13 protein-coding genes are annotated in these 21489 nt (G+C 70.7%); 4 read left to right on the top strand and 9 right to left on the bottom strand.

Annotated features, from left to right (window positions below; genetic code table 11):
- Positions 1-149: 149 nt before the first annotated feature.
- The 3 genes from C1A38_RS07240 to C1A38_RS07250 all read right to left on the bottom strand — a co-directional run bounded on the left by C1A38_RS07240 (position 150) and on the right by C1A38_RS07250 (position 5254).
- Positions 150-707, bottom strand: a complete 558-nt coding sequence (locus C1A38_RS07240; RefSeq protein ID WP_102657127.1) for a dihydrofolate reductase family protein — start codon at positions 705-707, stop codon at positions 150-152.
- Between the two features lie 163 nt (positions 708-870).
- Entirely contained in the window at positions 871-3453 is a 2583-nt protein-coding gene (locus C1A38_RS07245; RefSeq protein ID WP_146017471.1) for a M14 family zinc carboxypeptidase, read from the bottom strand.
- A gap of 199 nt (positions 3454-3652) precedes the next feature.
- Positions 3653-5254: a DHA2 family efflux MFS transporter permease subunit gene (locus C1A38_RS07250; protein WP_102657059.1), complete on the bottom strand. Its 1602-nt coding sequence runs from the start codon at positions 5252-5254 to the stop codon at positions 3653-3655.
- A gap of 369 nt (positions 5255-5623) precedes the next feature.
- Between C1A38_RS07250 and C1A38_RS07255 the strand changes: the two genes are divergently transcribed.
- The 4 genes from C1A38_RS07255 (at position 5624) to C1A38_RS07270 (ending at position 8971) form a co-directional block, all read left to right on the top strand.
- On the top strand, positions 5624-6214 hold the full coding sequence (locus C1A38_RS07255) for a hypothetical protein (protein ID WP_102657060.1): 591 nt from the start codon (positions 5624-5626) through the stop codon (positions 6212-6214).
- Between the two features lie 9 nt (positions 6215-6223).
- The gene (locus tag C1A38_RS07260; RefSeq protein ID WP_102657061.1) at positions 6224-6841 is read left to right on the top strand and encodes a copper resistance protein CopC; all 618 of its coding nucleotides are present in this window, start codon (positions 6224-6226) and stop codon (positions 6839-6841) included.
- Between the two features lie 604 nt (positions 6842-7445).
- On the top strand, positions 7446-7868 hold the full coding sequence (locus C1A38_RS07265) for an SgcJ/EcaC family oxidoreductase (protein ID WP_102657062.1): 423 nt from the start codon (positions 7446-7448) through the stop codon (positions 7866-7868).
- Between the two features lie 89 nt (positions 7869-7957).
- The gene (locus C1A38_RS07270; protein ID WP_102657063.1) at positions 7958-8971 is read left to right on the top strand and encodes an NAD-dependent epimerase/dehydratase family protein; all 1014 of its coding nucleotides are present in this window, start codon (positions 7958-7960) and stop codon (positions 8969-8971) included.
- 79 nt (positions 8972-9050) lie between these two features.
- Here the strand turns inward: C1A38_RS07270 and C1A38_RS07275 are convergent, their stop codons facing one another.
- The 6 genes from C1A38_RS07275 to C1A38_RS07300 all read right to left on the bottom strand — a co-directional run bounded on the left by C1A38_RS07275 (position 9051) and on the right by C1A38_RS07300 (position 21488).
- Positions 9051-12071, bottom strand: a complete 3021-nt coding sequence (locus C1A38_RS07275) for an AMP-binding protein (protein WP_102657064.1) — start codon at positions 12069-12071, stop codon at positions 9051-9053.
- Between the two features lie 276 nt (positions 12072-12347).
- Complete coding sequence (locus C1A38_RS07280) at positions 12348-13700, bottom strand: cytochrome P450 (RefSeq protein WP_102657128.1); 1353 nt, start codon at positions 13698-13700, stop codon at positions 12348-12350.
- Positions 13697-14278, bottom strand: a complete 582-nt coding sequence (locus C1A38_RS07285; protein WP_102657065.1) for a flavin reductase family protein — start codon at positions 14276-14278, stop codon at positions 13697-13699. The genes C1A38_RS07280 and C1A38_RS07285 overlap by 4 nt, the downstream gene beginning before the upstream one ends.
- Positions 14279-14297: 19 nt before the next feature.
- Complete coding sequence (locus C1A38_RS07290) at positions 14298-14738, bottom strand: acyl-CoA thioesterase (protein ID WP_013733448.1); 441 nt, start codon at positions 14736-14738, stop codon at positions 14298-14300.
- Position 14739: 1 nt separating this feature from the next.
- On the bottom strand, positions 14740-20478 hold the full coding sequence (locus C1A38_RS07295) for a type I polyketide synthase (protein WP_102657066.1): 5739 nt from the start codon (positions 20476-20478) through the stop codon (positions 14740-14742).
- The gene (locus tag C1A38_RS07300; protein ID WP_102657067.1) at positions 20475-21488 is read right to left on the bottom strand and encodes an RnfABCDGE type electron transport complex subunit D; all 1014 of its coding nucleotides are present in this window, start codon (positions 21486-21488) and stop codon (positions 20475-20477) included. The genes C1A38_RS07295 and C1A38_RS07300 overlap by 4 nt, the downstream gene beginning before the upstream one ends.
- Position 21489: the final 1 nt, after the last annotated feature.

The following is a 21489-nucleotide window of genomic DNA, read 5'->3' on the forward strand; positions in this document are numbered from 1 at the left end:
GGGGTGGGGGGTGGCAGTGTTGTGGGTGAAAGGGTTTTCGGCAAGGAGTGCCGGGAATTGCGTGGGGTTACCTCAAGAGCCGGTACGGGTACTGACCGCGTCGGCGCGCCCCCGGCCCCCGTGTCCGGGGGTGCGCCGACGAGACCGGGTCAGTGGTTGACGTCGTAGACCGCCAACTGCACACCGTTGCCGTACGTGGCGTGCTCGACAAGGGTCAACCGCTGCTTGTCGGCCCCCTCCGGGGCGAACAGCCGCCGGCCGCCGCCGAGCAGCAGCGGAAAGATGAGCAGGTGGTACCGGTCGACCAGGCCGGCTGCGGCGAGCCCCTGGGCGAGGGTGGCGCTGCCGTGCACCAGGATCGTGCCGCCGTCGCCCTGCTTGAGCGCGGCGACCTCGTCGAGCGACCGCAACACAGTGGTGTTGTGCCACTGCGGGTCGGTGAGCGTGGTCGACACCACGTACTTCGGCATCGCGTTGTACTCGGCGAACTCCTCCATGGTCGGCCAGACCGGCGCGAACTCGTCGTAGCTGACCCGGCCGATCAGCAACGCGCCCGCCTCCTGCTCCTCGCGGGCCTTGATCTCCCACACGGCCTCGTCCATCGGCACGTCCTTGAACGTCCAACCGGCGTGCGGGTGGCTGCCACCGCCCGGCGAGTCGATCACGCCGTCGAGGGACATGAACTCGGTGACGATCAGCGTACGCATGGCGCGGGTCTCCTTCATCGGCGATCTGTGGTGCCTTCACCAGAACGTCGAACGGGCCCGGCGGGATTCGACAGCCGACGGAGAAATTTTCCTCGCCGACGAGCAGTGCCCCGCCGGTGCGAAAGCTCGCACCGACGGGGCACCGACATACCTCAGGAACGGACTACTTCTTGTCCTTCTTGGGCTTCTTGTCCTTCTTGGGCTTCTCCGGGTCCGCGTCACCGATGGTGATCGTGGCCTTGTTGAAGTTGTTGCGCTTGTCGGCCTTCGACGGGTCGTAGTTCTTCTCGATGTTGCCCGCCGAGTCGACCGAGAACCAGTGGAAGGTGGTCGTCTCGGTCACGTGGAACACCTCGCCCGGCTCCCGGAACTCGGTCGCCTTGTAACGGGGCGAGTCGAGGGTCGGGCGGCTGCCGTCGATGGTGTAGTAGATGGTCGCCGGCTCGTTGACCTCGAACCGCACGTCGACCGGGCCGGAGAACCGGCCGGCGCCCGGCACCAGCGTGGAGGTGGGGGCCTTCTTGTCCTTGCCCCACTCCGCCGCGATCCGGAACATCTCCATGATGCCGTTGGCGTACTCCATGGTCTCGGCGTGCCCGCTGACCAACTCCGGGTTGCCCTCCCACGGCGGCTGGAAGGAGCCGCCCTGCCAGTTGCCGGTCGCCGGGTTGTAGATCGAGCCACCGACCTCCCAACCGAAGGAGAAGATGCCGTAGGTGTGGTACAGGTCCTCGCGGACGTTGCCGGCCGACGAGTAGAGCACGTCGGACGAGCCACCCACGTTCTGCGGCGTGACCACGGTCTCCCGGTACGCCTTCACCTGGGACAGGATGCGCGAGGCGGCCTGCCAGTAGAACATCTCGTCACCCAGCGGCGGACGAGGGGTGGTGACCCGACCGTCGGCCTTGTAGGAGCCCGGCTGCCAGAACAGCTGGCCGCCGTTGGAGTGCACCGACATGAAGAACTTGATGTTCGAGTACGTCTCGGCGAGCCAGACGATGTTCTTCGCCTCCGGCTCCGACAGCTTCTCCGGACCCTGGTACGTGTCGCTGGTGCAGCTGAACGAACCGCCCGAGTAACCGTCCTGCGCGGAACCCACCCGGTAGTTGCGGTTCAGGTCGACGCCCCAGTTGTTGCGGCGACCCGGGTCGGCGTTGTCGTCCGCGCAGTGGTTGGTCAGGTTACGACGCTGCGAGGCGTTGTTGTAGAAGCTGTAGTTCGCCCCGTCGGGGTTGTTGCTGGGGATCAGGAAGATGTCGGTGTTGTCGACGATCTTCTTGGTCTCCTTGTCGGTCTTGTAGTTGGCGACCAGCCGCTCCGCGGTCTCCAGGGTGGTCGTCGCCGGCACCCACTCGCGGGCGTGGTCCTGCGCCTGGATCAGCACGCCGGGCTTCTTGCCGTCCCGGTGCTTGCCGATCCGCAGAACACGAACGGTGTTCGGGCCACGCGGCACGTCGCCCTCGGGGGCACCGACGCGCTTCTGGTCGAGGAAGTCGGTCAGCGCCACCGGCGCCGTCGGCTGCACGATGCCGGTGCCGGCGTTGGTGCGGTACGGGTGCGAGCGGTCGATCAGCCCGTTGGACTGGGTCTTGAGCGCCGTCGCCACCTGGGCGGCGGTGCTGGCCAGCGCACCGGCGGAGTCCTTGGCGAGCAGGACTCGTACGGCCTTGCCGTTGACCTCGACGGACAGCGGCAGGTTGGCGCCGGGCCGGTCGACGAACTCGACGGTGATGTCGTTGCCGCCCTCGTGGCCCCAGGCCGCGGAGGTGACGACGACCGCAGACTGACCGGTGCCACCGATGGTGGCCTGCGCCTTACGCTGGTAGCCGTTCGTCTTGTACGGCAGGTAGACGATCTCGGCGATCTTCGGGTTCTCCCGAGCGATCTCCTCCATCCGGTCGTGCAGCTGCTGCGGGTGCTTGTAGCCGTCGACCAGGTTCCACTTGTAGCCCGGCTTGTCGGTCAGCGGCGGCTCGCCGTCCTCCAACCAGTCGGACACCGGGCCGACCGCGACCCCACCGGTGGAGCTGGTGACCCGGATCTTGCTCGGACGGGTGTCCAGCTTGAACAGGTTCCGGTGGAACATGTACTGGCCGGAGTCGATGAAGCGGCTCATCGTCCGGGCGAGGGCGAAGTCGGTGCCCGGCCCGGAGTCGTTCTCCACCTGCATGCCGATGATCGGGTTGGTCTGCGCACCCTCGGTGGTGCGCGCCTCGACGTAGAGGAAGCCCTGGCCCTTGGTGGTGAACCAGTCGGCGCGGGCGATGCGTACCGTCGTCTCGTGGCTGTAGGTCGACGTGCTCGTCGCCGCGGTGCTGTCGGTCGACGCGGTCGCCGCAGCGGACCTCGCGGCGACCCGCGCGCCGGCGGCGGCGAAGCCGCCGTCAGCCTCATCGCTCCAGGTGAAACCCTCGCCCTCGGCCAGGATCCGGACGCCCATCGCCTCGAGTTCGGCGACCTGCTCGGGCGTCGCCACCACCTCGGCCTCGATCCCGTCCGGCACCCGCGTCAGGCCGTGTTCCAGGTCGAAACCGGCGGCCGCCACCTCGTCCAGCATGTCGGAGCCGGTCAGGTGGACGCGCACCACGTCAGCGTGGTCCGCGTGCTCCAGGTGGGAGCGCTCGGCATCGGTAGCCGGCGCCGGCGTCGCCGCGGGCTCCGCGACGGCCGGCTGGCCCGCCAGCAGGACGCTTCCCACCAGAACGGGTACTGCGAGAAGAGCGATGCGTTGTCGAGTGCGCCGCATTCTTCCCTCCTTCTGCTTGAGCAAGTGTGGGGAGCAACGTATCGGCGTCGACCGCCCTCGCCGGCCCATGTCCTGCCTGGTTGACCGAATCTTGAGTTTGGCGGGTGCCGGGAGGGGTTGACAGCGGGCCGGAGCCGGTCCTGGGGCGAACGCCGAAGGGGCCGCCGGAACACTCCGGCGGCCCCTTCGCTGCAGGTGATCAGTGGATGACGACCGGCGCCTTCGGCTGGTCGCCGGGCTGGTCGTCGAGCAGGTGGGACCGCTCGCGCCGCCGGGGCAGGAACGCCGCCGGGACGAGCGTCAACACGACGAGCGCGAACGCCACCCAGAAGGTGGTGGCGAAGGCGTTGGCGGCGAAGTCCAACCCGCGCTGGATCAGCGACGGCTCGACCGGGAACTGCTGGAGCAGTTCCGGTTGCTGTTGCGCGGCGATGGCCAGGCCGGACTCGGTGACCGGGTTGCCGTTCGGGTCGGTCACGCCCGGGATCGGACGGGAGTTGTTCAACTCGTTGGTGAGGATCACCGACATCACCGCGGCGCCGATGGATCCGCCGATCTGCTGGAGGATGTTCACCAGGGTGGAACCGCGGGCCACCTCGTGCCCGGTCAACGTCCGCAGCGCCGAAGTCATGATCGGCATCATGGTGCCGCCCATGCCCAGGCCCATCACGAACAGCGAGCCGCAGATCAGCACGTACGAGGTGTCCGCGTCGATCTGGGTGAAGGTGGCGAACCCGGCGATGATCAGCAACAGCGCGAACGGCACCGTCCGGCCGACCGGCACCTTGTCGGCGAGCATGCCGGCGATCGGCATGGTCAGCATCGCGCCGATGCCCTGCGGCGCGATCAGCAGACCGGCGGCCAGGGTCGACTCACCCCGCACCTGAAGGAAGTAGCTCGGGAACAGCAGCCCGGCGCCCATGAAGGCGATGATGAACACGAACATCGTCACCGCCGCCACGGTCAGTCGACGGTTGCGGAACAGCCGCAGGTCCAGCAGCGGGTGCCGGGGGCGGAACGAGTAGATGACGAACGCCACCACCAGGGCCGCACCGATCAGCATGGGCAGCCACACCCCGGTGTCGGCGAAGGTGCCGGTCTCGGGCAGCGTCGAGACGCCGTAGAGGAACAGGGCGAGTCCCGGCGAGAGCATCAGCATGCCGAGGAAGTCGAACGACTCGGAGGGCTCGGGGTTGTCCTTCGGCAGGGCCTTCTGCGCGTACACGAGGGCCACCAGGCCGATCGGCAGGTTGATCAGGAAGATCCAGTGCCAGCTCGCGACGTCGATCAGCCAGCCGCCGAGGATCGGACCGCCGATCGGGCCGAGCAGCATCGGGATGCCGAGCACCGCCATCAACCGGCCGATCCGGTGCGGCCCGGCCGCCCGGGTCATGATCGTCATGCCGAGCGGCATGAGCATTCCGCCGCCGAGGCCCTGCACCACCCGGTACGCGATCAACTCCCCGATGGTGTCGGCGGTGGCGCAGAGCCCGGAGCCGATGGTGAACAGCGCCAGGGCCATCATGTAGAGGCGTTTGGTGCCGAACCGGTCGGCGGCCCACCCGCTGAGCGGGATGACCGTGGCCAACGCGAGGGTGTAGCCGGTCATCGTCCAGGCGACGCGGGCGTACGAGGCGTCGAACTCGCTCTGGAAGGTCGGCAGGGCGACGCTGACCACCGTCACGTCGAGGATCGACATGATCGCGCCGAGTACGACGACGCCCGCCACCTTGAGAACCGCCGCGTCGAGCTTGTCCGATGTCGGGACAGGCTGCGACGCCGCGACCGATTGCTGTGTCACGAGGTCTCCTGAATCGAAAGTGCCCGTCGGGCGTCGCTGGCGGCACCAGCCGGCGATGGCGGGCATGACCGTTGGGCGCTCACCCGCAGCGCAGATTAACCCGCACCAGCGACGAAACTCGCGTGGATTAACGGTCAGCAGACCAACACGTGACGTGTTCCTGGTCACGGCGGGGCACCGGCGGGTCGGAGACGTTCGCCTGCGGACCGGGGCGTTCCTGTCAGGCGACCGCGTCGGATCTGCGGTTGGCGGAGTTCGACGTCGCCCAACCGGCAAAGATCGATAAATGCGCAATTATGAGTAAGCGGATCGCGTACGCGTACACCTAACGTAATCGTCAAATTACCCAGCTCTCTGGATGGAGTCCACATGACAGTGGCCAAGGAGCATGCCGCTCGGCGTGGAGTGATCGGCGCGATCAACGAAGCGCATCACCGTGCGGTTCTGGGGCTGTACATGCTCATCGTGCTGGCCCACTGGGCCGAGCACCTGGTTCAGGCGTACCAGATCTGGGTGCTGGGTTGGGCCCGGCCACAGGCGCGCGGCGTCCTGGGCATGCCGTTCCCGTGGCTGGTCAGCTCCGAGTGGCTGCACTACGGGTACGCGATCGTCATGCTGATCGGTCTGTTCGCCCTGCGTCCCGGTTTCGTCGGGCGAGCCCGCACCTGGTGGACGATCGCCCTGGCGATCCAGTTCTGGCACCACATCGAGCACCTGTTCCTGCTGTTGCAGGTGCAGGCCGGCTTCCTGTTGCCCGGTACGTCAGTGCCGACGAGCTTCGCCCAGCTCCTCATCCCCCGGGTCGAACTGCACCTGTTCTACAACTCCGTCGTGTTCCTGCCGATGCTTGTCGCGATGTACCTGCACCTGCGCCCCAACCAGCAGGAGTTGCAGTTGCAACGATGCAACTGCACCCTGGAAGGCCGTCAACGGCTCGCCGCCACCAACTCCGGCAGCTGACCGGCCATCATGTCTGCCGGGCGCCGCACGCTGGCCATCGTCACCGCCCTCGCCTCCTTGGGGGTCGCCCTCACCGTCGCCGCGGTCGTCCGGCAGTCCGACGGCACCGTCGCCCAGGTCCTATCGGTCGACCCGGGTGACGGTGCCGCGCTGGCCGCCGCGCCGGACGCCGTCACTCTCCGGTTGTCCACCGGCGCCGACTCGGTGCTGTCCCACGTCACCGTGCGCGACAACGCCGGCAACGCGGTCAACGACGGCCGGGTGCGCACCGACGGGAAGACCGGGCTGCGCCAACCGGTGCGGCTCACCGACCCGGGCGACTACAGCGTCGCCTACCACATCACCTTCTCCAACGGGCAGGACGCCACCGGCATCCTGCGCTTCAGCGTCGGCACCGGTGTCCCGCCCCAGGGCATCGTGGACGTCCCCGACCCGATCCTGGACGACGCCGACCACGCCCACGGCATCGACCCGTTGGGCGCGACGCTCCTCGTCATCGACGGCCTGGTACTGGTCGTCGTCCTCGCGCTGCTGCTGCGTCGGCCCGCCCGTCACCGGCGCGCGCCGGCCGTCTCGGCCGCCTCCGGTCACCTCGACGGGTCACCCGACGAGCCCACTGGCCGCTGAACCACTTGACCGGCCCGGTCGGTGCTGATCACCGACCGAGCCGGTCCTGCGTGTACTGACGTCGCGATGGCCGTGCTTCGCCATCCATCAGCAGTCGGCGCGCCGGCCGTAGGGCCGGCATCCACCCTCGCATCCTCGGGTGTGCGCACCGGTTGTCCCACAGGCGCGAGCACGACGAAGGTGGGTGCCTGCGAATGCCTCCGACCCGGTGCAGGCCTGTCGATGTTCATCGATCACTTGTCCATTCGTGGCCCAGCCTGCGGTTCGGTCGAGCGGCGACCGGTGACGGCGCGCGTAGGCAACGGTCCGAGCGACCATCATTGCGCTGACGTGCGGCGGAGCACTGTCCAGTCACGCACTCGGAGAGATGCGACGGCCGCTGCACCACTGTAATTCTCACAGGTGACGGGCTGCGGCCGTCCGGCACCCGCTTCCGGCGGGATCGCCCTCAGCACGCAGCAGGGTGCCCAGGGCGTGGAGTCGCCGACCAGCCGACATCAAGGAGAGCGCAGTGCCAGCCACCGACGTCTGGAATGCCGCAAACCTTGCCCTGGACACCCGCACCATCTGAGGCCTGACGCGCCTCTGACGGAAGGAGTCACCCGTGACCACCAACAGCCTCGGACCGCAGGTGTCCGCCGACGACCGAGCCGCTGTCGCGGCCCTACCCGAACGGCTCGTGCGGGCGTGGGCGGCGAACGACGCCGACGCCTTCGCCGATCTCTTCACGCCGGACGGCACCATGATCCTGGCCGGTGTGGCCCGCAAGGGCCGCGACGACATCCGCGACTTCATCGCGCAGGGCTTCGCCGGCCCCTACAAGGGGACCCGCGTCACCGGGCAGCCCTTCGAGATCCGCTTCCTCCGTCCCGACGTGGCGCTGTTGCTCACCGAGGGCGGCGTGCTCGCCCCGGGTGAGACGGAGGTGGCGGCCGAGCGGGCCATCCGCGCCTCCTGGCTGCTGGTCCGTACCCCGGACGGCTGGAAGTTGACCGCGTACCAGAACAGCCCGCGCGACGCGCGCTGACCGTGCACGTCCTTCGGCGCCTTGTCGAAGGTCCCGCTGACCGGTGCCGTCCAAGGTGTCCCAGCTTCCAGTGAAGGGCAGGAACGAACGTGCGTGTACTGGTCACCGGCGGCACCGGTTTCATCGGCTCGCACACGGTCGCGGCGTTGCTGCGTGCCGGGCACGAGGTGCGACTGTTGGTTCGTGACCCCGACACGGTCGGGCGTGCCCTCGGACCACTCGGATTGTCCGCCGCGGACGTGGCGGCCGTCGCCGGTGACGTCACCGACGCGCGGTCGGTCGGCCGGGCGGTGGGCGGCTGCGCCGCGGTCCTGCACGCCGCCGGGGTCTACTCGTTCGACAGCCGCCGTCACGCGCACATGCGGCAGGTGAACGTCGATGGCACCGAGGTGGTGCTCGACGCGGCTCGCGCGGCCGACGTCGAGACGATCGTGCATGTGTCCTCGGTGGTGGCCCTGGCACCGACCGGAGGGGTTCCGCTCGCCACGGATCTGCCTGTCGGCCGTCCGCGGGAGCGGTACATGGCCACCAAGGCGGCTGCCGAGGAGGTGGCCCGGCGGCACCAGGCAGCGGGATCACCGGTGGTCATCACCTACCCGATGGCCACGCTGGGCCCACACGACCCGTACGTCGGCGACCAGGTCGCCAGGTTGCGGGCGCTGCTGCGCGGGCAACTGCCCATCTGGCCGGGCGGCGGATTTCCGGTGGGTGACGTCCGCGAGGTGGCCGACCTGCACGTCGCGGCGCTGGGCTCCGGGTCGGGTCCGCGACGCCTGCTGGCACCGGGACGGACCCTGTCCACCCGCGAGTTCGTCGCGGCCGTACGCGAGGTCACCGGCCGCCGGTTGCCGGTCGGCTACCTGCCCTCGGCGGCGGTGCTGCCGGTGGGGGCCGCCGCGTCCGCGTTCCAGCGGATCTGGCCCTGGCACGTCCCCGTCGAGTACGGCGCGGTCTACACCTGTCACTGCGACCTGCGTACCGGCCCGGAGGTACCTGCGCCGACACGCCCGGTCACCGAGACGATCCGGGACACCGTGGCGTGGTTGTACCGCACCGGTCGCATCAGCCGACGACAGGCCGGGCTGGCCGCCGACGCCGCTTGACGAGGCGACGGCGTCACCTCGGCGGGCGCATCCTCCTAGGCGATCCGTCGCCGGCCGCCCTGGCGGTCCGCCGGCGCGCCTACGGTGCCGCGGCTGCGACAGCTGCGAGGTCTGCCCGACCTTCCGCTGCCTCGACCAGGGCGATCATGCCGGCCAACGTGTGGTGGGTGAAGCACTCGCGCAGCGGAACCGTGACACCGAAGCGTCGCTGGATCCGCTGGACGAGCTGGGGGACGAGCATCGAGTGCCCGCCGGCGTCGAAGAACGAGGTGTCGGCCGCGAACGGACCGGTGCCCAGCAGCGCCGACCAGATCTCGGCCAGGCCCCGTTGCACCGGGCTGTCCACCGGCCGTCGCGCCGCTGCCGATCTCGGTGTGGGCGGTCGGCGACGCTTCCCCTCGCCGGCCGCAGAGCGAGGCTGAGCCTCGACCGGATCGCGGCGACCACGCAACTCCAGCAGGCCGTCCCAGCGCCAGCGGCCGAGGTCACCGGTGCGGTACCAGCGCAGGTCGGTGTCGTCGTCCGGCTCCCCGTCGGGGGCCCGGAAGGCCGCCCGCCGCCAGCCACTATCGTCGCCGCTGCCGTCGTGCTCACCGTCGCGGTCGTCGAGGTAGCCGTCGCATACGTAGCGGCTGCGTACCACGATCTCGCCGGTGAGGCCCGTCGGGCAGGGCTGGTCCGCCTCGTCGAGGACCAGCACCTGCCGTCCGGGAATCGGGCGGCCTATCGGCACGCTCGCCGGCACCGGGCCGGTGATCTCGTGCCAGGTGGCCGCGATGGTCTCGGCGGGGCCGTAGACGGTCGCCAGCCGGGTCGCCGGCAGCACCCGCCGGAAGCCGTTCACCACCTCATCCGACAGTGTCTCGCCGGTCAGCACCAGCCGGCGCAGGCTGGTGGGCCGGTCGGTCGGCTCCCGGGCCGCGAGGACGCCGAGCAGCTCCCGGGCGAGGCTCGGCACCGTCTGGAGGAAGGTGATGCGCTCCCGGACCAACCAGTCGACCAGCTTCTCCGGGTGCGCCCGGATGCGGACCGGCACAGGATGCAGGGTGCCGCCGCCGACCAGCGTGGCGACCGTCTCGCACAGGCTCGGGGCGTGCTCCGGGGCGAGCCACTGCGCCACCCGGGCGCCGGGCGTCAACTCCAGGGCGTCGGCCATCCAGGTGACGAACTGGGCGAGCGCCGCGTGGTCGTGAGCGATGACCGCCGGTCGCCCGGCGCACTCCGAGGCGTACGCCACGTAGGCCGTGCGGGTGAGGTCGTCGGTCGGTGCCGGCGCCGTCGTCGTCGACGGGCGGGGCAGGCACGTCACGTTGAGCAGCCGGCCGTCGAGTTCGTCGCGGAACCAGCGGGCCAGGTCGTCGTCCGGGTCCTCCCCCGTCCGGAGCAGACAGACCGGACGCAGCTGCGACAGGATCGCCCGGCCGCGCCGCCCGGCGTCGCCGGTGCCGAACCAGACCAGGTGACCACCGGCGCGCAGGACACCCAGGGACGCGGCGAGCTGCCATGGCCCGGGTGTCATCCGCACTGCCACGGGCTCGCCCTCGACGGCCAGCCCGCGCAGGTAGGTGGCCACCGCCGCGGTGCGGCGCTCCAGTTCGCCGTACGTCCACCGGCCGTCCCGGCTGGCCACGGCGACGGCCTCCGGAGTCTGCCCGGCACGCCGTCGGACGATCTCGTGCACGGGCAGCGCCTCGGCGCGCGGGCCGTCGGTCGAGCCGACCAGCGTCGGGCCGTCCAGGGAGAGCCGATGCACCGGCGTGTGCGGCGCGTCGAGCGCGGCCGACAGCAGCGTACGCACCTGCCCGAGCAGGCCGGCGGCGGTGGCGGAGGCGAACCGGTCCGCGCGGTGGCTGAGGGTGCCGGCGACCGTGGGCCAGGTACTGCGGACGGTGATCGCCAGATCCGCGACGGTGGGGCCGAGGTCGGTCACCGCCGTCGGCACGACACCGGCACCGGCCAGCCGCAGGTCCGCCTCCGGACCCGGTAGGGCCAGCAGGACGTCGCAGAACGGCACCCGCCTCGGGTCACGCTCGACGGGCAGTTCCCGGACCAGCCGCGCGAACGGCAGCTCCCGGTGTCTGGTGGCGGCCCGCAGCACGGCCGCGGCCCGGTCGACCACCTCGCTGAAGGTGGGACCGCCGCCGAGATCAGCGGTAAGGACCAGCAGGTTGTCGCAGGGGCCGACGAGCGCGGGAAACCCGGGCGGTGGCACCGGTACCGGCATCGCGACGGTCACCCGGTCGTCGTCGCCGTACCGGTGCAGGACCGCCTGCACCGCGGCCAGCAGCACCGCCGCCGGGGTGGCCGACCGGGTCCGGCAGTACGTGGCCAGCTGGTCGGCGAGGGCGGTGCCCCAGTCGAACGGCACCAGGCCGGCGGGCCCGGCCGGGCGGGTGGCGCCGTCATGGTCGACGGGCAGTGGCACCGGCGGCGGCAGCGGGGTGAGGTGGGCGGTCCACCAGTCCAGCAGCCGGCGACCGACGGGACCGTCCACCAGGTCACGCTGCCAGCGGGCGTACTCGGCGTAGCGCAGCACCGGGGCCAGCGACGCGGGTGTGACCGGCCCGGGGCGCACCTGCGCGGCGTAGCAGATGGACAGCTCGTCCACGATTATCGAGATCGACCGGTCGTCGGCCACCGCACGATGCAGTGCCAGCACCAGCCGGTGCGTGGCGGAGCCGGTACGCACCAGCGTCAACCGGGCCAGCGGCGTGTCGGTGGCCCGCTCCGGGACGGAGGCGGCCGCCGCGCAGACCCGGTCGACGGCGCGTTCGCGTTCCGCGTCGGCCAGGTGCCCGAGGTCGACGTGGACGAACGCGCCGTTGGTGTCGGCGGAGACCACCGGCTGCGGGACGCCGTCCACCTCGACCAGCCGGGTCCGCAGCACCTCGTGCCGATCCAGCAGTGTGCGCCAGGCCGATCGCAGCGCCGGCACGTCGATCGTCCCGTGCACGTGCCAGGTACGGACCAACCGGTGCACACCCCGGTACGGGGCGAGTTGCTCCAGCAACCACACACCGTCCTGCACCCAGGAGGTGGGGCCTGGCTCGACCGTCACCTCGGCGTCGCCGGTCAGCGTCGTTTCTCCGCTCGTTGCCACGGACGAATCGTGGCATGTGGAATTGCGGCGGCCTTCTCAATAATTGCGATCCCGAATACCGGCTATGACGGTTGCCCCATCGAGCAGTTCAGCCGGCAGAATGGGGCCATTTTCGACTGCTTTTCCGACCCCGCACACACCGCATTACCGCCGCGTGCGGCCGCTGCTGGTGCACAGCGAAATGCATCGCGACGGTGCGCATCGTCAATGTGTTCCGGGCTTGTGCCGGCGTGCCGCCGTCGGCGGCGGCACGCCGTCCGTTCATCGCGCCATCGGTCAGGAGACCCCCGTGACCCGCATCGGCAGGCCGCCCTTGATCCGCAGGGAGAGCATCGGTTCGGGCACCACCTGGTACGCCGGGTCGCCGGTCAGCCGCAGTTCCCGCACCACCATGGCGGTCACGAAGGTGGCCTCCATCAGTCCCAGGTGGTTACCCACGCAGAACCGTGGTCCGGCGCCGAACGGCACGTACGCGTAGCGCGGCCGGTCGTTCGGGCGGGCGGGGTCGAACCGGTCCGGGTCGAACCGGTCCGGGTCGTCCCAGAACTCCGGGTGCCGGTGCAGGGTGTACGGGCAGATCAGCACGTCCGAGCCGCCCGGCACGTGGTAGCCGCCGATCACGTCGGCCTGCTGGGCGATCCGGGAGAGCATCCACACCGGCGGGTACAGCCGCATCGCCTCGTTGATCACCTGTGCGGTGAACCGCAGCCGGGCCAGGTCCTCGTACACCGGCTGCCGGTCGCCGAGCACCTCCACCGCCTCGGCGCGGACCCGCTCCAGCACCTCCGGGTGCCGGTCAAGCAGGTGGAAGGTCCAGCCCAGCGTGCTGGCCGTGGTCTCGTGACCGGCCAGCAGCAGGGTGACCAGTTCGTCGCGCATCCGCAGCCGGCCCACCCGGGGGTCGGCCTCCTGCCGCGTCGAGACGATCAGCCGGGACAGCGCGTCGTCGCCCTCCTCGCCGCGCGCCCGCCGCTGGGCGACCAACGCGTCGACGACCCGTTGCAGGTCCCGCCGGGCCCGCCGGAACCGCAGTTGGTGCGGCAACGGCAGCCAGGTCGGCACAGAACCCATGGTGACCATCTCGAACATGGCCTGGTCCTGCATGACCTCGAAGGAGTGGCCCACCGAGCGGTGCTCGCTGAGGTCGCTGTCGAGCAGCGTACGACCGAGCACACCAAGGGTGAGCCCGGTCATCTCCTTGACGATGTCGACGGGAGCGCCGTCGCGGTGCGCCCGTAGCCGGTCCACCAGCCCGACGGCCTCCTCGACGACCACGCCGGCCTGAGCGGCGATCCGTTTGGCCTGGAACGCCGGTTGGATCACCCGCCGCTGTTTGCGCCACAGCTCACCCTCGCTAGTGAGCAGGCCGTCGCCGAGGGCCCTCCGGGCCTGGGCCAGTCCGACGCCCTTGTGGTAGTTCTGGCTGTTGTCGGCCAGCACGTACTTGGCGTGGTCCGGGTGATTGAAAAAGTAGAGCCGTTTGAAACTCGGCCCGAGCCGGACCACGTCGCCGTAGCTGGCCGCAGTGCGCATCATGCCCAGCCGGTCCTGGGCGAGCTGCCAGAGCGTACGCAGCATCGCCGCTCCGGTCGGTCCCGCCGTGACCCGCCGCGCTCCTGCGATGGTCATCCCGTCACCCCGCCTCGGGCCGCGGCCTGCCATGCCGGCACACCGTCAGCCACGTCGATGCCGTTCCGGTCGAGTTGCCGGAACCGGCCACGTACGAACAGCACCCCGTCGGCCTCGGGTTCCCGACGGACCGCGAGCAGGTTGGCCACGAAGATGGTGTGGTCCCCACCCTCGTAGGACCGCCACAGCTCGCACTCGAAGTGCGCCAGCGCCCCGACGATCAGCGGGGCGCCGGTGAGCCGGCCCGGCACCCAGTCGACCGCGTCGAACTGAGCGGCGCCCAACGGGCGTCGGCGGTCGGCGAAGTGCCGGGCCACCGGCTCCTGGTGTGCGGCCAGGACGGAGACCCCGAACTGGCCGCACTCGATCAGGCTGCGATGCATGATCGCCTGTTGGTCGACGCAGATGAGCACCAGGGGCGGATCCAGGGAGACCGACGTGAACGAGTTCGCGGTCATCCCGTGTGGACATTCCCCGCCCACAGTCACCACGGTCACGCCCGTGGCGAACGTGCCGAACGCACGGCGCAACTGGACCGGATCGCACGGCTCGGCGGTGGGCTCTGGCTGGACGTTCACGTGTACCTCCCGTGGATCGCTATGCCGCCCGCGCCCGCACCCGGTAGGGCGCCAGTGCCCGGGCCAGCGCCTCCGGCACCCGGGACGGGCTGGTGCGGTTGTTCGGCCCCCGCATGCAGGCCACCCGTTGCCGGCCGCGGGCGACCAGCACCTCGCCCTCGGGATGCATCCGGACATAGTCGAAGCTGAATTCGATCTGTGTCTGGGCGAGTTCGACCAGCCGCATACGAATGGCCAACTGGTCGAAGGCGGTGATTTCCGCGAAGAACTCGCAGTCGACCTTCAACGTGAACAGCTTGAGATCGCTGCGCAGGTCATCGAGGACATCGTTCGCCTTGTCGTGCAGGAACATCTCCCGGCAACGGCCCTGCCAACGCAGGTAGTTGACGTAGTAGACGTTGCCGACCAGGTTTGTCTCCTCGAAACCGACCGTGTGCCGATACTCGTAGTAGTCCTCCACCTCACAGCCCTCCGTCGGTGCGCACGGTGAACACGACCGGCGTGGCCGCTTGGCCCACGGTGGTGGCGAAGGTCGCCACCCGCGTCGCGCCCGCAGCGAAGACCAGCCACCCGTCGCGTTGGATCGGCGTCAGCGTCACCGAGAGGTGCTCCGGCAGGTCGACCTGCCGCAAGCAGTCCAGCGCCGCCTCCACCTGGGTCGCGGCGGTGTCCCGGTCGACGCCGAAGCTGGTGACCGCCTGGTCGACCAGCACCTCGTACCGGCCCAGAACCGGGGAGCCGCCGTCGACCGGTCGCGGCGAGACGGACCGTACGTCGCAGCCGACCGGGGTACGGGACGCCACGGCGAGGCTGAGCTCCGCGCCGTGGGAGACCGCCACGTACCGCCCGTCCACCTGCTCCGGTTGCCCGTCGGGGGTGTACCGAAGGTCGGCGGCGTACCCGAGTGCCCGGCCGACCGCCAACTCCGGCTGGTCGCCGGCGTTCGGCTCCACCGCCACCGCGATCGCGGTGCCGATCAGGTCGCCCAGGGTCCGCTCCAGGTAGGAGCCGAGCAGCGGCGCCACCCAGGGGCCCCGGCCGTCCTTCTTGCGTACCGCCCGCAGCTGCAGGCCCTCCCACCGCTCGACGACCTCGCCGGTGCTGGTGCGCAACGCGATGTCGTAGACGTAGGTGTCTCCGTCGCGCTCCCGCTCGGTGGCGCAGTAGCGCAACGGCTCACCGGTGCCCATCTGGGACCCGGCCGGGTACAGCCGTGCGATCGCCACCGGCAGCAGCGTGGCGTCCGGTACGCAGACCTGGTTGCCGTGCATCAACGCGTCGCGGACCCCCGGGTCACCGAGCACCAGCGTGTCCGGCAGATAGGCGCTGAACCAGTCGGTCTCCGGCACGGTGGCCACGTCGGCGTCGACGTCGCGGGCCGCCGCCCGGTGGAAGGCGCGCAGCCGTTGGAAGCGCGCTCCCTGGAACAGGGTGTCGCCGTACAGGTCCCGGGCCGGGTCCAGCGGCACCGGCGGCAGATCGTCGGCGACCTGCTCCGGCGGACCGGCCGGCACCGGACCTTCGACGAAGCGCAACGTCGCCTCGAAGTGGTCCGCGGCGAATCCGGTGTCCGCGGTACGGATCACCGCCCGTACCGTGTCGTCGGCGGTCACCAGGGCCGCGACCCGGATGGTGGTGCTGCCGTGCGGTGGCACCACGATCGGCCGGGCGAAGCGGGCCTGCTCGATGACCGGCACCTCGCTGCGACCGGTCACCGTCATGGCCGCCTGGGCCATCGCCTCCATGCCCATGACCGCGGGGAAGAGCAGGTTCCCGTCGAGCAGATGGTCGGGCAGGTACAGGTCGCTGCCGGCGGTGAGTTCGATGTCGGTGACCAACTCCACGCCGTGGTAGCGCACCTGCGGCTGGTCCACGAAGCGCAACAACGGCAGTTCCGGCTCCTCGAAGCGCAGCGTGTCCAGGCTGTCGGCACGTCCGCTGATCACCACCACGGGCGGGGTGTCCGGGTCGGTGACCAGTCGGCGCAGCACCGCCACCCCCTGCTCGGGAGTGATCGGGGTGATGCCGTCGCGGGCCAACGACTCGACGACGGACAACTTCTCCCCCATGCCCACACCGGACCAGACCGACCACTCCAGGCAGATCGAGCGGCAGGTCGGGTGGGCCGCGCCGAAGCGACGGGTCTGCTCGGCCAGCCGGTCGTTGGCCGTGGCGTAGTGCGCCTCGCCCCGCAGCCCGGCCCGGCCGATGATGCTGCCGAAGGTGACCAGCAGCTTCAGCCGGTCGGCGTCGACGGCGTCCAGGACCGCGGCGAGGCCGCCGACCTTGGGTGCCAGCGCGCCGTGGACGGCGTCCATGTGGAGCGAGGTCAACGCCGCCGGTTCGTTGCGCCCGGCACCGTGCAGCACCCCGGTCACCGGGCCGAGCAGGCGCTCGACCTCGTCGACCGCGGCCCGCACCGCCACCGGGTCGGTGACGTCGGCACGCAGGTAGCGCGCCTGCACACCGGCGGCGGCGAAGCGTTCCAGGTTGGCCGCCAGTTCCGCGTCTGCGGCCAGGTCGGAGCGGCCCAGCACGGCGAGTTTGGCACCGGCGTCGGCGGCCAGGGCGAGCGCACACTCCGCGGTGATGCCCTTGCCGCCGCCGGTGACCAGCAGCACGTCACCGTCGCCGAGAGGCTGTTCGACCCGACCGGCTTCGATGGGCAGGGCCCGCAGGACCTGCTGTCGACGCGCACCGGTCACGTCGTAGTGAACCTCGTGATAGGTGTCGGTCGCGGCGACCTCGGCCAGCACCCGGTCGGCGACGTCCAGGGTGGCCGGCAGGTGCACCACAGTGGTCCGGATCCGGGGGTCCTCCAGTCGCAGGGTCCGGGCCAGGCCGCTGGCGCCCAGGCCGTGCTGCACCAGCACGAAGCGGTCACCCGCTGAAGCGGTCAGCGCCGCCCGGGCTCCCTGCAACGCCGGTTCGAGTTGCTCCGGGGTGCAGTCGGCCGGCAGCCAGACCAGGACGCCGCCGCCGACGCCACCGGCGGCCAGCGCCTGCCGGGCCTGCTCCGCGCGCGGGTCGGTGTGGCCACCGAACAGTTGCCACCCGGCGTTCGCCTCGGCCGCTCCCGGCGCCGGTGGGGGCGCCTCGACCAGGTCGACCGCGAACGCCCGGATGAAGGTGTCCACGCCCGGCACCGACGTCGGCTGCGTCAGGTCCTCGGCCAACCCGGTGCCGATCAGCGCCTCCATCGCCTCGGCGACCTCCCGTACGGTCGCCGTGGCCACGTTGGTGGGCAGCCGCGACGGCGGTACGCCGAGCTGCTGCGCAGCCTGGTTCACCACCTGGCTGACCGTGATCGAGCTCAGGTGCAGGTCATCGAGGAGTCGGCTGTCCTCACCGACCATCTCCAGCGGAAGTTCCGCCCGGGCGGCGACGAGTTGACGCAGCACCAGCGAGGCCGGCTCCCCGGTCGGTGCGGCACCGTTCACGGAGGCCGGCGCGGCGACCGGCTGCGGCGAGTCGGGCAGCACCACGTCGGAGTCGGTCTCGCACGGGCTGGCGAAGAAGCTGAATTCGTCGACGTCCTTGACCGGCCGGACCAGCCGGCCGTCGAAGAGCTGAGGATGCACCCGCGCCGCCCCGACCACGTACGCCGCGGCGGCGACCCGCAGCACGCTGGCCAGCGTCTCGTCGTCGGTGTCGAGCGCGACCGTCGGCACCGAGGTGTCGGTACGGCCCAGGTCGGACAGGATCCGTCCGGGTCCGACCTCGACGAACAGGTCCACCTCCTTGGCGGCTATCGCGATGGCCTGCGCGAACAGCACCGGCTCGGTGATCTGGTCACGCAGCAGCACCGACAGGTCGACGCCGGCCGGCAGAACGGTGCCGGTCACGGTGGAGACGACCTGGCGTTGCAACGGCTGGAACCGCTCCTCGGCGAGGTATCCGCCGAACGCCTCGGCCGCCTCGGCGACCAGCGGCGAGTGGAAGGCGTGCGAGACCCGTAGGCGCTTGCCGGGGATTCCGGCTGCCTCGGCTCGTTCCAGCACCCGCTCGACGGCGTCGATCGGGCCGGAGATCACCGTCTGCCGCTGGCTGTTGTAGCCGCCGATGACCACCGGCTCCCCGCTGAGCAGGCGGCGGGCGGTCTCCGGGTCGGCCGGGACACCGGCCATGGTGCCACCCGGACGGCCGTGCTCGGCCATGGTCCGTCCCCGGGCGGCGGCCATCCGCAGCACCGAGGACAGGTCCATCGCCCCGGCCCAGTGCAGCGCGGTGAGCTCGCCGAGACTGTGCCCGACGGCCACGTCGGCCTCGATACCGAGCGCGCTCAGCACGCTGAGCCCGGCGACCGAACCGGTGACGATGCGTGGCTGGGCGACCTCGGTGGCCACCACGTCACCGGTGGGCAGCGCCGCCTCGGTGACGATCCGGTCGGCCTGGCTGAACCGGCGGCGCAGCGCTTCGGCCGGTCGACCCCGGCCGGTGCCCTGGCCGGGGAAGAGGAACCCGACCCGGGCGGCGCCGCGGACGTGGCCGAGGAAGGCCCGGCCGTCTGCGGCGTACAGTCGGCTCTCGCCGGCCTGCAGCGCCGCGTGCACCCGCAGCAGTTGACGCTCGGCGTCCTCCGGCGAGCGGGCCACCACCGCGGCCCGGTACGGCCGGTCACCGAGTTCGGTGTAGATGCTGGCGGCCAGGTCGCCGAGTTGGGCGTAGGACAGGCGGATCACCTGTGCGGCCAGGGCCTGGACCCGCTCGGCCAGCTCGGCCGGGGTGTCCGCGTCCAGGACCAGCAGTTCGACGTTCTGGGCGCGGGCGGCGATGGTGCGGGTCCGGGCGTCCGGCGAGCGACGCGGAGTCTCCTCACCGGACACCACCAGGTGGGTGTTGATGCCACCGAAGCCCATCGCGGTGATCCCGGCGCGCAGCGGCGCGTCGGCCGGCCACGGCTCGGCGGTGGGCAGCACCCGCAGCTTCGCCTCGTTCGAGGTGAGCACCTCGTGCGGCTCCTCGCAGGCGACCGTCGGCGGCAGCATCTGGTGGTGCACCGCGAGGACCGCCTTGAGCAGGCCGGCGACCCCGGCCGCTGCCTTGGTGTGCCCGATCATCGCCTTGATCGAGCTGATCGCGGCCGGGGTGCCGGACGCGCCGGCGGCCCGGCGCGCCTCGGTCAGCGCCCGCAGCTCCGTCGCGTCACCGACCTCGGTGCCGGTGCCGTGTCCCTCGAACATCGGCACGGTCTCGATGCCGAACCCGGCGCGGGCGTACGCCCGGGTCAGCGCCAGCCGGTAGCCGTCCTCCTCCGGCCGGGTGATGCCACCCTTGCCGTCGGAGGACATGCCCCATCCGGCGATGGAGGCGTAGATCCGCCGGCCCTGCGCCACCGCGTCCTCGTGGCGCATGAGGACGACCATGCCGCAGCCCTCGCCGGGCCAGAAGCCGTTGGAGCCCTGGTCGTAGACCTTCATCTCGCCGCGTGCCAGCGCACCGGTCTTGGCGAAGCCGATGATCTCGAACGGGTCGATCGACAGGTCGACCCCGCCTGCGACCGCGACGTCCAGTTCGCCTTCCACCAGGCTGCGGCAGGCGGTGAGCACCGACAGCAGCGACGATGAGCAGGCGCCGTCGACGGTGTAGCCGCCGCCTTTGAGGTCGAAGTAGTTGCAGATCCGTCCGGCGATGGTGTTGGACAGGCCACCGGCCAGGGTGTCCTCGTCGATGGCCGGGAACGGCGCTTTGTATCGCTGTTCCAGGGTGCCGAGGAAGTCGGCGAGCTGGTCGTCGTCCCAGCCCTGCTCGCGCAGGGCGGCACCGACTGTCCGCCGGACGTACGGCCAGCGCAGCCGCATCACGTTCGCCCGGGAGAACTCCCCGGTCAGGGTGTTGCCGACCACCACGCCGGTGCGCTCGCGGGGCAGTTCGGCGCCCATTGGGAAACCGGCGTCACCGAGCGCCCGGGCTGCGGTGTCCAGGGCCAGCCAGTGGGTCAGGTCGGTGGATCGGTACGTGCTGCCGGCGATCCGGTACTTCTGCCGGTCGAACTCGTACCCCTCGATGACCGCGGCGTTGCGGGCGTAGAACCGGTCCGGGACGCTGCGGTCGGCGTCCCAGTAGTCGGCCAGCCGCATCCGTTCGTCCGGCAGGCGGCGGAAGGCCCGCCGACCCGTGATCACGTTCTCCCACAGTTCACCGGGAGAGGCGGCGTCGGGATATCGGCATCCCATGCCGACGACGGCGATCCTGCTCATGCCGGCACCGCTTCCTTGTGGGAGTTGGGGCCCGCGGCGTGGGCGTCGGTGGTGGCGGTCGCGGGGACCGGCACCCCGTCGGTGGGCGCCGCCGCGGCGGCGGCAGCTTCCCGCTCTTCGCGAGCCTTGTTGGAGATGTGCAGCGCCCAGAGGAACATGCCGCGGATGAGGCAGACCGCCGCGGTGGCGAAGAAGAGCCCGTACGCGATGCCCATGCCCGTGATGAGCCCGTAGAGGCTGGCCACGCCGGCGCCGAAGGCGATCTGTGACGCCGGGCGGGACGGGCTGGTTCCCGGGTCGGTGATCATGTAGTTCGTGAACAGCACGAACGCCACGCTTGTCATCATGCCCAGAGCGCCCAGGATGGAGACGTCCAGGACCACGCCACGGATCACCGCCTGGAGCACGAACGCGGACAGCCAGCCCATGATCAACCACGTCCGGCCGGTGAGCTTGGCGTTGAGCATCGTGCCGGCGGTGAGGATGATCGCCGGCACCAGCCAGTCACCGAGCGCCGGGGTGTGCTCGGTGAAGTGGTACGGCGGCGCGATGCTGGCCCACGGGAAGAGGATCAGGATCATCGCGATGCCGAAGTTCGACGGGTTCATGTAGTGCCGCAGTCGACCCCGGACGGGGGCTCGCAGGATCCACTTCGCGGCGATCGCCACGGTGACCCCGAACATCATCACCCAGACCCGGTCGTTGACGTAGGTCAGCATGTTGACGGCCAGCGAGGTGATGTGCGCCGGGAAGAGGAACTCGACGAATCCGCGCCTTCCACCGCCGAGGAAGCGCGGCGCGCGACCCTCGGCCCGGGCACCGATCACCTCCAGCACAATCTCCACCGTGTAGCCGGTGGCGAGCGCGATGAACGGCCACAGCCAGGGCTGCTCGAAACCGAGGTAGACGTAACCGACGATGTTGAAGATCGTGATCGAGATCGCGAAGCGGCGCAGCGCCGTCGTCGTCTTCGCGTCGTGCCGGACGGGGCTGGTCTTGGTGTCGGCCATC

This window comes from Verrucosispora sp. ts21, from assembly GCF_002879555.1.
In the GTDB taxonomy this organism is placed as follows: Bacteria; Actinomycetota; Actinomycetes; order Mycobacteriales; family Micromonosporaceae; genus Micromonospora; species Micromonospora gifhornensis.